Source organism: Citrobacter amalonaticus (assembly GCF_001559075.2).
In the GTDB taxonomy this organism is placed as follows: Bacteria; Pseudomonadota; Gammaproteobacteria; order Enterobacterales; family Enterobacteriaceae; genus Citrobacter_A; species Citrobacter_A amalonaticus_F.
Window position 1 is genome coordinate 2,828,071 of the sequence record NZ_CP014015.2, and the last position, 14,309, is coordinate 2,842,379.

The 14,309-nt window shown below is 54.9% G+C and carries 13 protein-coding genes; 9 read left to right on the forward strand and 4 right to left on the reverse strand.

Going from position 1 to position 14,309, the window contains the following annotated elements:
* Window positions 1-4: 4 nt before the first annotated feature.
* Window positions 5-1,648, reverse strand: a complete 1,644-nt coding sequence (locus AL479_RS13655; protein ID WP_061076445.1) for a DUF3300 domain-containing protein — start codon at window positions 1,646-1,648, stop codon at window positions 5-7.
* 398 nt (window positions 1,649-2,046) lie between these two features.
* Between AL479_RS13655 and acnB the strand changes: the two genes are divergently transcribed.
* From acnB to AL479_RS13695, 7 genes are all read left to right on the forward strand, one after another.
* On the forward strand, window positions 2,047-4,644 hold the full coding sequence (gene acnB / locus AL479_RS13665; protein WP_061076446.1) for a bifunctional aconitate hydratase 2/2-methylisocitrate dehydratase: 2,598 nt from the start codon (window positions 2,047-2,049) through the stop codon (window positions 4,642-4,644).
* A 174-nt stretch (window positions 4,645-4,818) separates the two neighbouring features.
* Window positions 4,819-5,181 (forward strand): protein YacL, encoded by a 363-nt coding sequence (yacL, locus tag AL479_RS13670; RefSeq protein WP_042997907.1) that lies wholly within the window; start codon window positions 4,819-4,821, stop codon window positions 5,179-5,181.
* A gap of 181 nt (window positions 5,182-5,362) precedes the next feature.
* Entirely contained in the window at window positions 5,363-6,316 is a 954-nt protein-coding gene (locus tag AL479_RS13675; RefSeq protein ID WP_061076447.1) for a 2-keto-3-deoxygluconate permease 1, read from the forward strand.
* A complete protein-coding gene (gene dtnK, locus AL479_RS13680; protein ID WP_061076448.1) occupies window positions 6,313-7,584 on the forward strand; it encodes a D-threonate kinase in 1,272 nt (423 codons plus the stop codon). The genes AL479_RS13675 and dtnK overlap by 4 nt, the downstream gene beginning before the upstream one ends.
* Window positions 7,574-8,557 carry a D-threonate 4-phosphate dehydrogenase gene (locus AL479_RS13685; protein WP_081093663.1) on the forward strand — a complete coding sequence of 328 codons (984 nt, stop codon included), beginning with the start codon at window positions 7,574-7,576 and terminating at the stop codon, window positions 8,555-8,557. The genes dtnK and AL479_RS13685 overlap by 11 nt, the downstream gene beginning before the upstream one ends.
* Window positions 8,558-8,566: 9 nt before the next feature.
* A complete protein-coding gene (locus AL479_RS13690; protein ID WP_061076450.1) occupies window positions 8,567-9,334 on the forward strand; it encodes a DeoR/GlpR family DNA-binding transcription regulator in 768 nt (255 codons plus the stop codon).
* A gap of 31 nt (window positions 9,335-9,365) precedes the next feature.
* Window positions 9,366-9,611, forward strand: a complete 246-nt coding sequence (locus tag AL479_RS13695) for a YmjA family protein (protein ID WP_061076451.1) — start codon at window positions 9,366-9,368, stop codon at window positions 9,609-9,611.
* A 47-nt stretch (window positions 9,612-9,658) separates the two neighbouring features.
* Here the strand turns inward: AL479_RS13695 and speD are convergent, their stop codons facing one another.
* The 3 genes from speD to AL479_RS13710 all read right to left on the reverse strand — a co-directional run bounded on the left by speD (window position 9,659) and on the right by AL479_RS13710 (window position 11,787).
* The gene (gene speD, locus AL479_RS13700) at window positions 9,659-10,453 is read right to left on the reverse strand and encodes an adenosylmethionine decarboxylase (protein ID WP_061076452.1); all 795 of its coding nucleotides are present in this window, start codon (window positions 10,451-10,453) and stop codon (window positions 9,659-9,661) included.
* Window positions 10,454-10,468: 15 nt separating this feature from the next.
* Entirely contained in the window at window positions 10,469-11,335 is an 867-nt protein-coding gene (gene speE, locus AL479_RS13705) for a polyamine aminopropyltransferase (RefSeq protein WP_061076453.1), read from the reverse strand.
* 104 nt (window positions 11,336-11,439) lie between these two features.
* Complete coding sequence (locus AL479_RS13710) at window positions 11,440-11,787, reverse strand: YacC family pilotin-like protein (RefSeq protein ID WP_000846617.1); 348 nt, start codon at window positions 11,785-11,787, stop codon at window positions 11,440-11,442.
* A 165-nt stretch (window positions 11,788-11,952) separates the two neighbouring features.
* Here AL479_RS13710 and cueO point away from each other — a divergent pair, with 165 nt between their 5' ends.
* Both cueO and AL479_RS13720 read left to right on the forward strand, forming a co-directional pair.
* Complete coding sequence (cueO, locus tag AL479_RS13715) at window positions 11,953-13,512, forward strand: multicopper oxidase CueO (RefSeq protein ID WP_061076454.1); 1,560 nt, start codon at window positions 11,953-11,955, stop codon at window positions 13,510-13,512.
* A 162-nt stretch (window positions 13,513-13,674) separates the two neighbouring features.
* Window positions 13,675-14,196, forward strand: a complete 522-nt coding sequence (locus AL479_RS13720) for a hypothetical protein (protein WP_061076455.1) — start codon at window positions 13,675-13,677, stop codon at window positions 14,194-14,196.
* The last annotated feature ends 113 nt before the right edge of the window (window positions 14,197-14,309 follow it).

Sequence of the window (14,309 nt, forward strand, 5' to 3'; positions counted from 1 at the left end):
CCCGTTAGCGACGGCGAAATTCATGGTGTTCAGAAGCGCGTTCGCGCGCGTGAGCACGTTGTTCAGTGCTGATATTACTCAAACTTCGACTTTCCTGGCCGCGCTGCTGTTGTGATTGCCAGTTCGGCGAGCGGCTGTCATTGCCGCTAAAGGCATTCGCCCGGTTTTGCTGGAACGTCTGTTGACGCTGCTGCGGCGAGGAGGACTCGATACGCTGGCGTGCCGTATCCCGCTGCGATTGTGAGACCGGGTGTTGCTGCGCTTTAGTCCTGAGATCGTCACGATGCTGTTGTTGCGCCGGCGAGGTCGATGGTTTCAACGTCTGCTGCGCGCTCTGACGGCGAGCGTTGTTGTCGTCATAGCCGCGATAGTTATTGCGCTGGGCAACCTGATTCAGCTGTTGAGACGCCGCTTTACGCTGGGCATCCCGCGTTGTGGCCGTCGGTTGCTGGGGTAAAGTGGCATCCGGATGACGCTGTTGCAGTTGCGCCATCGCCGCCTGACGCTGGCTGTCCCGGGAGGTGGTCGCAGCAGGCTGCTGCGTGGCGCTGAGACCGCCGCTGACGTTGGTCTGATGAAAACGCTGCGCAGTCGCCTCATTCTGATACGGAACCCCACCCCGCCAGGCCGGGTTGTGCTGCCAGGTCATGTTCTGTGTTTTCAGATTCTGCCCGGAAATACGGTTGAAGTTATCGACGTTGATATTGATGTTATCGCCATTGTGCTGATAGCCGTTACCGCCATGGTGATCGTCGTCATGATGGTGATCGTCATCGTGGTGATGATCATCGTCATCCCAGTCGATATTGCTGAACAGCGCATAGGTGGTGGCGACGCCAAGGCTGTAGCCGAATCCCTTAACAAAACTGCCGGCAAACTGTTCACCAGGCGTAGGCGGCAGATACACTGGCGGATACGCGGTGTTGGGCCAGGTGCCATAAACCGTGGAGGGGTTATAGCTGGGGACGTACACCACCTGCGGATCCGCAGGTTCAATTTTTATCACCGTAGAGGCCGGGGCGGCGGAAACGGCGCCGGACTTTGATGCGGAGGCGGTAGTTGAGGGCGTTGCTGCGACGCTCTTTTTCGGCGTGCTGGTTACCGTCTGCTGCGGAGTGGATTTCAGCGAGCCGGTTTGCTGGGCCAGTAAGCGCAGGCGCTGCACTGAATCCATCACATCCTGCGGTTGCGCCAGAAACGCATCACCGAGGTTTTGCACCCACTCTGTGTTTTCCCCCATCAGCGTCATGAGTTGCGGAAATGCGACCAGCGACTTCACGCTGGGATCCCAGGGCTGGTTTGCGACAGCCTGAATGGCGGCATCGCCTTGTTGTGTCGGATTATCGCGCGACCATTGTACTGCCTGGACGACATTAGCCGGATAGGTCGAGGCCATCAGCACCTGAGAAAGCAGCGGGTCCGGATAGAGGGCGATCGGCGCGACCCATTGGTCGATTTGCGCCGTGGTAAAGCTCGTTTTCGCGACCGGAGAGGGTTCGACAGGCGCGGGCGGTTGCGCGGCGACGGGCGTCGAGGGCTGAACCGGGGCTTCCGGTGTGCGGCTTTTGACATACAGCACGCCTGAAGCAGCAAGTAGCCCGGCGCTACAGATCAACGCATGCACGTGGGGTTTAAAGGGCAACGTCATATTCTTACTCCCGATTTCCTGGAAATCGCAATGGTCGAAGTGCTGCCACCCGCAGGTGCAGTGTTGCGTGAGTATAAAGAGACGATAGTTTAATTTTTGACTAATCTTGGGATCGGTAAAGCAGAGTGATTATAAGAATGCGAAATAGTGTGACGATTCGTAACAGCGATTAATTCCCCGCTTCTGAAATCGAAAAGGGCATTAGACCATCCTTAACGATTCAGCCACTTTTTTATGTTGCTTTTTTGTAAACAGATTAACACCTCACTAAAATCCTGTTATTCTGCCCATTGCGGTACCGGGCATTTACCCTACAAACTGCTGTCTCACAGGAGCGTGAAGAGAATCGCCCATCGATAAAGCGCCGCACTATGACAATGAGAGCGAGGAGAACCGTCGTGCTAGAAGAATACCGTAAGCACGTAGCAGAACGTGCCGCCGAGGGGATTGTGCCCAAACCCTTAGATGCAACCCAAATGGCCGCGCTCGTCGAGCTGCTGAAAGCACCGCCTGCGGGCGAAGAAGAATTCCTGTTAGACCTGTTGATCAACCGTGTTCCCCCGGGCGTCGATGAAGCCGCCTATGTCAAAGCTGGTTTCCTCGCTGCCGTCGCGAAAGGCGAAACGACTTCCCCACTGATTACGCCTGAAAAAGCGATTGAACTGCTCGGCACTATGCAGGGTGGTTACAACATTCATCCGCTGATTGACGCCCTGGACGATGCTAAACTGGCGCCGATTGCCGCCAAAGCGCTCTCCCATACGCTGCTGATGTTCGATAACTTCTATGACGTAGAAGAAAAAGCCAAAGCAGGGAACGAATATGCGAAGCAGGTGATGCAGTCCTGGGCGGAGGCCGAATGGTTCCTGAGCCGTCCGCCGCTGGCTGAAAAAATGACCGTCACTGTTTTCAAAGTGACCGGTGAAACCAACACCGATGACCTGTCTCCGGCACCTGATGCCTGGTCTCGTCCGGATATCCCGCTGCACGCGTTAGCGATGCTGAAAAACGCCCGTGAAGGCATTGAGCCGGATCAGCCGGGTGTCGTTGGCCCGATCAAACAGATCGAAGCCCTGGCGAGCAAAGGCTACCCGCTGGCTTACGTCGGCGACGTCGTCGGGACGGGTTCTTCACGTAAATCCGCCACCAACTCCGTGCTGTGGTTCATGGGCGATGACATTCCTCATGTGCCGAACAAGCGCGGCGGCGGCCTGTGCCTCGGCGGTAAAATCGCCCCTATCTTCTTCAACACCATGGAAGATGCAGGCGCACTGCCGATCGAAGTGGATGTGTCAAACCTGAACATGGGTGATGTGATTGACGTTTACCCGTTCAAAGGTGAAGTCCGTAACCATGAAACCGGTGAACTGCTGGCCAGCTTTGAACTGAAAACTGACGTGCTGGTGGATGAAGTCCGTGCGGGCGGTCGTATTCCGCTGATCATCGGCCGCGGTCTGACCACCAAAGCGCGCGAAGCGCTGGGTCTGCCACACAGCGATGTGTTCCGTCAGGCGAAAGACGTGGCGGAAAGCAGCCGTGGTTATTCACTGGCACAGAAAATGGTTGGCCGTGCGTGCGGCGTCGCCGGTATCCGTCCGGGCGCGTACTGCGAACCGAAGATGACCTCTGTGGGTTCTCAGGATACCACCGGCCCAATGACCCGTGACGAACTGAAGGACCTGGCGTGCCTGGGCTTCTCTTCCGATCTGGTGATGCAGTCTTTCTGCCACACCGCTGCTTATCCGAAGCCGGTTGACGTCACCACGCACCACACGCTGCCTGACTTTATTATGAACCGTGGCGGTGTTTCGCTGCGTCCGGGCGATGGCGTGATCCACTCCTGGCTGAACCGTATGCTGCTGCCGGATACCGTCGGCACCGGTGGTGACTCCCACACCCGTTTCCCAATTGGTATCTCCTTCCCGGCGGGCTCGGGTCTGGTGGCGTTTGCTGCGGCGACCGGCGTCATGCCGCTGGATATGCCGGAATCGGTGCTGGTGCGCTTCAAAGGCAAAATGCAGCCGGGTATTACCCTGCGCGATCTGGTACACGCCATTCCGCTGTATGCGATCAAACAAGGTCTGCTGACCGTTGAGAAGAAAGGTAAGAAGAACATCTTCTCTGGCCGTATTCTCGAAATCGAAGGTCTGCCGGATCTGAAAGTTGAGCAGGCGTTTGAGCTGACCGATGCGTCCGCCGAGCGTTCTGCGGCAGGGTGCACCATTAAGCTGAACAAAGAGCCGATCGTGGAATACCTGACCTCCAACATCGTTCTGCTGAAGTGGATGATCGCGGAAGGCTACGGCGACCGTCGTACGCTGGAACGTCGTATTCAGGGTATGGAAAAATGGCTGGCAGAACCTGAACTGCTGGAAGGCGATGCGGATGCAGAATATGCCGCGGTGATCGACATCGATCTGGCCGATATCAAAGAGCCTATCCTTTGTGCGCCGAACGATCCGGACGATGCGCGTCTGCTCTCTGATGTTCAGGGCGATAAAATCGACGAAGTGTTCATTGGTTCCTGCATGACCAACATCGGTCACTTCCGTGCGGCCGGCAAGCTGCTGGATGCGCACAAAGGCCAGTTGCCGACTCGTCTGTGGGTGGCGCCGCCAACCCGTATGGATGCGGCACAGCTGACTGAAGAGGGCTACTACAGCGTCTTTGGTAAGAGCGGTGCGCGTATTGAAATCCCGGGCTGTTCACTGTGCATGGGTAACCAGGCGCGTGTTGCAGACGGCGCGACGGTGGTATCGACCTCCACGCGTAACTTCCCGAACCGTTTAGGTACCGGTGCGAACGTCTACCTGGCGTCTGCGGAACTGGCGGCGGTTGCGGCACTGATTGGTAAATTGCCGACGCCGGAAGAGTACCAGACCTATGTGGCGCAGGTGGATAAAACGGCAGTCGACACCTACCGTTATCTGAACTTTGACCAGCTCTCTCAGTACACCGAGAAAGCAGACGGTGTGATTTTCCAGACAGCGGTGTAATGCGCTAACGCATTTCGCGTAAAAACGCATCAATGCCCGGTGAAGCGTGCTTCTCCGGGCATTTTTATTTCCATTCCTTATGCGCGATCCGCTTTTTTTCTGCGTCCAGGCTGCGATAATTAAGACAAGGCGCAATGCGGTAATGGCGCATTGCCGGGAGCAGAGGACTACATTATGGATTACGAATTTCTGCGCGATGTTACCGGGCGGGTTTTGGTACGCATGTCCATGGGTCACGAAGTGGTCGGGCACTGGTTTAATGAAGAAGTGAAAGAAAACCTGGCCCTGCTGGACGAAGTGGAACAGGCGGCTCACGCGGTGAAAGGCAGCGAACGTTCCTGGCAACGGGCGGGGCACGAATATACGCTCTGGATGGATGGCGAAGAGGTGATGATCCGCGCCAATCAGCTGGAGTTTACCGGCGACGAAATGGAAGAAGGGATGAATTACTACGATGAAGAGAGCCTGTCGCTGTGCGGCGTTGAGGATTTCCTGCAGGTGGTAAACGCCTACCGGGAATTTCTACGTCAATCCTGAATTCTTTCAATCATCATTGAAGCCGGGCGTCTGCGTCCGGCTTTTTTTTGCCGAAAAAATGATTGTTTGATTTTTATTAATCATTTTAAAACTGTGATCTGGCCCATTTGTGATCTAAAATTGATTAAATATAATCGTTGTGATTTTATTTAATCACAATACAACAACAGGCGGGAAGACCATGAACATCAAGAAGGCAATAGAACGCGTACCCGGCGGCATGATGGTCGTGCCATTGGTTATCGGTGCCATTATCAATACCTTTGCCCCGCAGGCGCTGGAGATCGGCGGATTTACTACCGCGCTGTTTAAAAACGGCGCCGCGCCGCTAATCGGTGCATTCCTGTTGTGCATGGGCGCAGGGATCAGCGTGAAGGCGGCACCTCAGGCTTTATTGCAGGGCGGTACGATCACCCTGACTAAACTGCTGATCGCCATTGCGATCGGTCTCGGTGTTGAACACCTGTTCGGGGCAGAAGGGATCTTTGGCTTAAGTGGACTGGCGATTATTGCTGCCATGAGCAACTCGAATGGAGGGCTGTACGCGGCGTTAGTCGGCGAGTTCGGTAACGAGCGTGACGTCGGCGCAATCTCTATTCTGTCTCTTAATGACGGCCCATTCTTTACGATGATCGCGCTGGGTGCTGCGGGAATGGCCAACATTCCGATCATGGCGCTGGTGGCGGTACTGGTTCCGCTGGTGGTTGGCATGATCCTCGGTAACCTCGATCACAACATGCGTGACTTCCTGACCAAAGGCGGACCGCTATTGATTCCGTTCTTTGCCTTTGCGCTGGGGGCTGGCATCAACCTCGAAATGCTGTTGCAGGGCGGTCTGGCGGGCATCTTGCTCGGTGTATTGACCACGTTCGTCGGCGGCTTCTTTAACATCCGCGCAGACCGTCTGGTGGGCGGTACCGGGATTGCCGGAGCGGCGGCCTCCAGTACCGCCGGTAATGCCGTCGCAACGCCGCTGGCGATAGCCCAGGCTGACCCTTCTCTGGCGGAAGTCGCTGCTGCCGCCGCGCCATTGATTGCCGCCTCCGTGATCACTACCGCTATCCTGACGCCAATCCTCACTTCGTGGGTTGCCAAAAAACAGGCCCGTCAGGTTGCTCAGGAGAATAAAGCATGAAAATGATCGTTATCGCCGATGACTTTACGGGCTCTAACGATACCGGCGTGCAACTGGCGAAAAAAGGCGCACGCACGGAGGTGATGCTCACCCCGACGCAAAAGCCTTCCCGTCGTGCTGATGTGCTGGTGATCAACACAGAGAGCCGGGCAATCCCGGCGGCGCAAGCCGCGCAGGCGGTACAGCAAGCGTTAGCCCCTTGGTGTGAAGGGGTAACCGCGCCGCTGGTGTATAAAAAAATTGATTCTACGTTTCGTGGCAACGTCGGCGCAGAGGTGACGGCGGCGATGCGCGCTGCTAACCGGACGCTGGCTGTGATTGCTGCGGCGATCCCCGCCGCAGGGCGCACAACACGTGATGGACGGTGCCTGGTCAACGGAACGCCATTACTGGAGACCGAATTTGCCAGCGATCCCAAAACGCCGATTATCTCTTCGCGTATTGCGGAACTGGTCACGTTGCAAAGTGACATTCCGGTGCATGAAGTGTCGCTCGACGATGTCCGCCGTGGACGACTGAGCGCGCTGTTAGTCGCTTTCGCAGCAGAAGGCGAGTGCATGGTGGTGGTGGATGCGGTTGAGGACCGTGATTTGTCGCTGATTGCGCATGCTATCTGCGAGCAGGAGGCTCTGCCGTTACTGGTCGGCGCCGCCGGGCTTGCCAATGCCCTGCCGGTCCGCCTGTTTATGCAGGAAAAGCAAGCGTTGCCGGTGCTGGTCGTCGCGGGTTCGATGAGCGAAGCCACGCGACGTCAGGTAAACAAGGCGCTGTGTCAGGACCGGGCAAAGGTTGTCGATATCGATGTCTCCCGGCTGGCCTCTGCTGATTTCGAGCAGGAGATAGCGTCGGTGGTGGAGCAGGCCTGCGCGTTACTGAGCCGTCAGCACCATACGATTTTACGTACCAGTCGGTGTGCGGACGACCGACAGATGATCGACACGCTGTGTGCCAGCGTCGGGATGAGTCGTCAGGCGCTTGGCGAACGGTTAAGCCAGCGTCTTGGAATAATCACTTTACGCATTATTGAGCAGGCGCGTATTGGCGGCCTGTTCCTGACCGGAGGGGATATCGCGACCGCCGTTGCCAGCGCGCTGGGGGCGGAAGGCTATCGCATTCAGAGCGAGGTGGCGCCGTGCATTCCGTGTGGAACGTTCGTGAACAGCGAGATTGACGATCTGCCGGTGATCACCAAAGCGGGAGGATTCGGCTCCGACAGTACCCTTTGTGATGCGCTTTATTTTATTGAGGAGATGTACAGTGGTAACTAAAACCGTCGCGATTACGATGGGCGACCCTGCGGGGATCGGCCCGGAAATTATTGTTAAAGCGCTCAGTGAAGATGAACTCAGCGGCGCGCCGCTGGTGGTGGTGGGATGCCTGCAAACCCTGAAGCGGTTGCAGGCCAACGGTCTGGCGGAGGGTGTGACGTTTCGCGCCATTACGCAGGTGGCGGATGCCCGCTTCGCGCCAGGCGTGATTCATGTGATTGATGAACCGCTGGCGCACCCGGAGGCGCTGGAGCCGGGTAAAGTGCAGGCACAGGCGGGCGATCTGGCTTATCGCTGCGTAAAACGGGCAACGGAACTGGCGATGAAAGGCGACGTCCATGCCATCGCCACCGCGCCGTTGAACAAAGAAGCCCTGCATCTTGGCGGACATCATTTCCCCGGACACACCGAGCTGCTGGCGACGCTGACGGAAAGTCGCGACTACGCGATGGTGCTTTACACCGATAAGCTGAAAGTCATTCACGTTTCCACCCATATCGCCCTGCGTAAGTTCCTCGATACCCTGAACGGTCAGCGCGTGGAGACCGTCATTGGTATCGCCGATACTTTCCTGAAGCGCGTTGGTTATGCGCAGCCGCGTATTGCGGTGGCCGGGGTGAACCCGCATGCCGGTGAGAACGGGCTGTTTGGCGATGAGGAGATTCGCATCGTCGGTCCGGCGATTGAGAACATGAAAGCAAAGGGGATGGATGTTTACGGTCCATGCCCGCCGGACACTGTGTTTTTGCAGGCGTATGAAGGTCACTATGACATGGTGGTGGCGATGTACCACGATCAGGGCCATATCCCGCTGAAGCTGCTTGGTTTTTATGACGGCGTCAATATCACCGCCGGTTTGCCGTTTATTCGCACCTCTGCCGATCACGGGACGGCATTTGATATCGCCTGGACGGGAAAAGCAAAATCTGAGAGCATGGCCGTATCGATTAAACTGGCAATGCAACTGGCATAATTTCCTGTTATGAAAGGACAACACCGTCTGGATCAGATTGTGGCGTATTTGAAAAATCATACGCTGGTTACCGTGGAACAACTGGTGGATGCCGTTGACGCCTCTCCGGCAACGATCCGCCGCGATCTGATCAAACTGGATGAACAGGGGGTGATTAGTCGCAGCCATGGCGGTGTGGCGTTACGGCGCTTTGAAGCGGTGCAACCGACGACCAACGAGAAGCAACTGCGTTCGCCCGCCGAAAAACGGGCGATTGCGCGTCATGCGGCCTCGATGGTGCATGCGGGCGATGCCGTGGTGCTCGATGCCGGTACCACGATGCTGGAGCTGGCAAAATGTTTAACCCATCTTCCCCTCAGAGTCATTACTGTTGATCTGCACATCGCCTTGTTTTTATCCGAGTTTCGCCAGATAGAGGTGACCATTGTCGGTGGGCGAATTGATGACAGCAGCCAGTCATGTATCGGCGAGTTTGGCCGCAAAATGCTGCGCAGCGTCTATCCCGATATCGCGTTTATGAGCTGTAATACCTGGAGTATGGAAAAGGGCGTGACCACGCCGACAGAGGACAAAGCGGGACTGAAGCAGGAAATTATCGCCAATGCGCAACGGAAAGTGCTACTGGCTGACAGCAGCAAATATGGCGCGCATTCGCTGTTTAACGTGGCTTCTCTCAGTCGCTTTACCGACGTCATTACCGATGTTAATTTACCGCCTGCCGTGCAGGCCGAACTGAAAGCGCAATCCGTCGCCCTGACGCTGGTACAGCCTGAGTAACTAACGTTGGGATAACCCCAGGAGATGAGTGATGGGTAATGAAATACCACTGAAATATTATGACATTGTGGATGAGTATTCGACGGAGTGTGCGAAACCCGTAGACGATTCAGAACGCGAACCCCTGGCGCGCTATTTTCAGTTACTGATTACGCGTTTGATGAATAACGAAGAGATCAGCGAAGAGGCGCAGCAAGAGATGGCCAGCGAAGCGGGCATTGACGCGCAACGCATCGATGAGATCGCGGAATTCCTCAATCAATGGGGAAATGAATAGTCTCAGCTCTCTGCTCAGGAGCGTTGACACGCTCCTGAGGGTTTTGCTTACACGCCCGGTATATTGCGTGCGTAATAGATCTCACGCATCTCTTTCCACAGTGCAGCGGTAATCTCTTTACGCTCTGCTGCCGTCAAGTCTTCCGGTCTGGTGTGGAACATGTAGTGCTTAAGGTCAAACTCTTTAAGCAGCATTTTGGTATGGAAGATATTTTCCTGATACACGTTCACATCCACCATGTCATATAACGACTTCATATCCTCGGACATAAAGTTCTGGATGGAGTTAATCTCATGATCGATAAAGTGCTTCATCCCGTTGATATCACGGGTAAAGCCACGCACGCGATAATCGATGGTCACGATGTCGGATTCAAGCTGGTGGATCAGGTAATTCAGCGCCTTCAATGGGGAAATCACACCGCAGGTTGAAACTTCAATATCGGCGCGGAAGGTGCATAATCCGCCTTCCGGGTGGCTTTCCGGATAGGTATGCACGCAAATATGGCTCTTATCAAGATGGGCGACCACCGTTTCCGGCAGCGGGCCGGGATGCTCGGTTTTATCAATTAGCTGCGGATCGACAGGTTCTTCGCTCACCAGAATGGTGACGCTGGCACCCTGAGGTTCGTAATCCTGACGGGCGATATTCAGGATATTGGCGCCAATGATGGAACAGGTTTCTGACAGAATTTCGGTCAGGCGGTTGGCGTTGTAGAGTTCGTCGATATAGGCGATGTATCCGTCGCGCTCTTCGGCGGTTTTGGCATAGCAGATATCGTAAATACAAAAACTCAGACTTTTAGTCAGGTTGTTAAAGCCATGCAGTTTCAGTTTTTTCAATTTCTTATCTTCTCCTTAGGACGATGCTGTCGCCAGCGCGTCTTGCAGATACTGAGGTAAGGCAAACGCTGCCGTGTGGATTGCCGGGTTGTAATAGCGACACTTAAGGCCGGAGGCGTGAAAACGCGCCTGGATGATTTCAGTCGACAGGTGGCGCAACGCTTCATTATCGGTCGCCCATGCGAAGGTCATTATGCCGCCGTAGTAGGTGGGGATCGCCGCCTGGTAGAAGCCGACGTCGGCGAAGTAATGGCTGAGCTTACGGTGGCTGTCGAGGGCTTCATCCTGTTGCAGGAAGCAGACGCCGTTCTGGGCGACAAAGATCCCACCCGGATTCAGGCAGCGTTTACAGCCTTCGTAGAATGCCGAGGTGAACAGACTCTCGCCGGGACCGATCGGATCGGTACAGTCGGAGATGATCACATCAAACGTGTTCTGCGTCTGGTTGACGTAGTTCACGCCGTCGTCGATTACCAGTGTAAAGCGCGGATCGTCATAGCTACCGGCGTTGTGGTTGGGCAGATACTGGCGGCAGAACGAGACAACGCCTGCATCGATTTCCACCATCGTGATGGTTTCAACGTTTTTGTGCCGGGTGACTTCGCGCAGCATCGCACCGTCGCCACCACCGATAATCAGCACGTGCTTCGCGTGACCGTGCGCTATCAACGGAACGTGGGTCATCATCTCATGATAGATAAACTCATCGCGCTCGGTGGTCTGCACCACGCCGTCCAGCGCCATTACGCGACCAAAGGCGGCGTTTTCAAAGATGATGAGATCCTGATGCTCGGTCTTCTCGTGATAAAGAACGTTATCGACGGCAAAGTACTGCCCAAACTGGTCGTGTAGCGTTTCATGCCACTGTGGTTTTTCGGCCATGGGGTGATGCCTCCTTTGTTAACACCCGTAAAAAAAGGGCGCAACATCATAGCTAACAATGACCGTTGATGCACGGTCATTATTTCAGCAGTATGGACGGGAGGTTATTTGACGTAAGCCAGCAGGCTCAGGGAGTCGCGCGCCAGCGCTTTGCATTTTTTGGCGACAGGGATACCAATACCGCTGAGATCGCGGTAGCTGTCTTCGCCGAGGGATTTCATATCGAAGGTGTCGTAATTGCTGAGGTCCCACTGGTTTTGCTGAGCAAAGAAGACCAGTGCGCGACGAATCTGCCCGTTGGGTAAATTCTGGTAGCCGCAGTCATTTTTCAGAAAGACAAAAACGGCCGTCAAATCGGCCATATCTTCGGCTTCAGATTCACTGAGCGCATAGCTGTTTGCGCATACGGCCATCAGGCTGCCGAACAACACGGTTCTGAAAAACGTCTTCATTGCTTCTACCACTGCATCACGGAAAGTCAACGTTAGCATACTGGAGGCGAAGCGACGACTTTTATTCTCTATTAAGTGATATCCCTGGCTTGACCTTGCCGTAAGGGGAGGGTCTATGCTCAGAGATTAGCGTTATTTCGCCTGCAGCAAAATAAGGAAATAATTATGCAACGTCGTGATTTCTTAAAATATTCTGTGGCGTTGGGGCTATCGTCAGCCTTACCGCTCTGGAGCCGCACCGTCTTTGCCGCCCAACGCCCCACGTTACCCATTCCCGAGCTTCTCACCGCCGACGCGCGTAACCATATCTCGCTGATGGCGAAAGCCGGCCAGTCGGCCTTTGGCGGAAAAACGGCAACCACCTGGGGCTATAACGGCAATCTGCTCGGGCCTGCGCTGAAGCTGCAAAAAGGTAAAGCGGTGACGGTGGATATCCATAATCAGCTTCAGGAAGAGACCACGCTGCACTGGCATGGACTCGAGGTGCCGGGTGAGGTGGATGGCGGGCCGCAGGGGATTATCCCGGCGGGCGGAAAACGTACCGTCACGTTTACGCCGGATCAGCGGGCGGCGACCTGCTGGTTTCATCCTCATCAGCACGGGAAGACCGGGCGTCAGGTGGCAATGGGCTTAGCGGGTCTGGTTCTGATTGAAGATGAAGAGATTCATAAGCTGCTGCTCCCGAAGCAGTGGGGGATCGATGATGTGCCAGTCATCGTGCAGGACAAACGGTTTGATGCCACCGGACAGATTGATTATCAGCTTGATGTGATGACGGCTGCCGTAGGCTGGTTTGGCGATACGCTGCTGACCAATGGTGCCATTTATCCTCAACATGCTGCGCCGCGCGGCTGGTTGCGTCTGCGATTGCTTAACGGCTGTAACGCGCGTTCACTCAATTTTGCCGCCAGCGATAAGCGTCCGTTGTACGTCATCGCCAGCGACGGCGGGCTGCTGGCGGAGCCAGTTAGCGTCAACGAACTGCCCATGCTGATGGGCGAGCGTTTTGAAGTGCTGGTGGACGTCAGTGACGGTAAACCGTTTGATCTGGTTACCCTGCCGGTCAGCCAGATGGGGATGGCGATTGCGCCGTTTGATAAGCCGCATCTGGTCATGCGTATTCAGCCGGTTGCTGTGAATGCCTCCGGTACGCTGCCGGACACCCTGAGTTCAATGCCAGCGTTGCCTTCTGTTGACGGGCTGACGGTGCGTAATCTGCAACTGTCGATGGATCCAATGCTCGACATGATGGGGATGCAGATGCTGATGAAAAAGTACGGCGACCAGGCGATGAGCGGAATGGCGCACGGGCAGATGCAGGGACATGGGGGCAACATGCAGCACGGTGACATGGGCCATATGAACCACGGTGGGTCATTCGATTTCCACAATGCCAATAAGATCAACGGCGTGGCTTTTGATATGAACAAACCGATGTTCGCGGCGAGCAAAGGGAAGGTTGAACGCTGGGTGATTTCCGGAGTGGGCGACATGATGCTGCATCCGTTCCATATTCACGGCACGCAGTTCCGCATCCTGTCAGAGAACGGCCAGACGCCAGCGGCACATCGTGCGGGCTGGAAAGATACCGTTCGGGTGGAAGGCGCCGTCAGCGAAGTGTTAGTGAAATTTGATCATGCCGCGCCCGAAGAGCATGCTTATATGGCGCACTGTCATCTGCTGGAACATGAAGATACCGGAATGATGTTAGGCTTTACGGTATAAGCAGCCGGAGGGCGACTCCGGCTTTCCCGGAAATCGCTCTCCATCAGAGATAAGAATAATATCATTCTCATCCATAATCTCTGAAAACAGATTTTGGGTGGTATCTTTATTCATGTCACCGGATATACTCGCGAAATCGAATCATTAAACCTGAGGTGAAAAATGGATATTTTCCGTAAGATTGTGGCGGCATCTTTTGCTATGTTAGTGGCGATTTCTGCTCATGCCGGAATGGACGTGGAGCGAAAAAACTTTCCTGAGCTGAAGTTAAGCATCGAAATTCCGCAAACGCTGACGCCCATGTCGGCGGAAATGGCGAAGATTAAGTACCCGTCCGAGAATCGTCCGCAGATCATTTATGGCGATGAGAGAGGTAAAGCCTCACTGGGTGTGACGGCGGGTCGCAACGCATTGCCTGCCGCGCAGCTGGATATGATGAAAGATGCGTTGCTGAAAATGTTAGCTAACTACAAACCGGAGGCGGAGGCCGTTACGGTTGACGGGCATAAAGCATGGTTACTGACTTTCCGCTCTCAGGCTGCGGATAGCGAAATTCTGAATCTGATGCTGATTACCAGCGAAGACAATAAAGCCGTCCAGGTTGCCTTTAATATGACGAAGGATTTAGTTGACCAGTATCAGGATGTCGCAAAAGCATCATTAATGTCGCTGAAGTTTGACTAATCATTATCGCTGAATATCGATAAGCGCCCGCAAGTATCGCGGGCGTTTTGCTTTTTTCTGCATATTAATTTCTGCTAATAATCTTCTTTCGTCTGTACATTCATTATATTTAT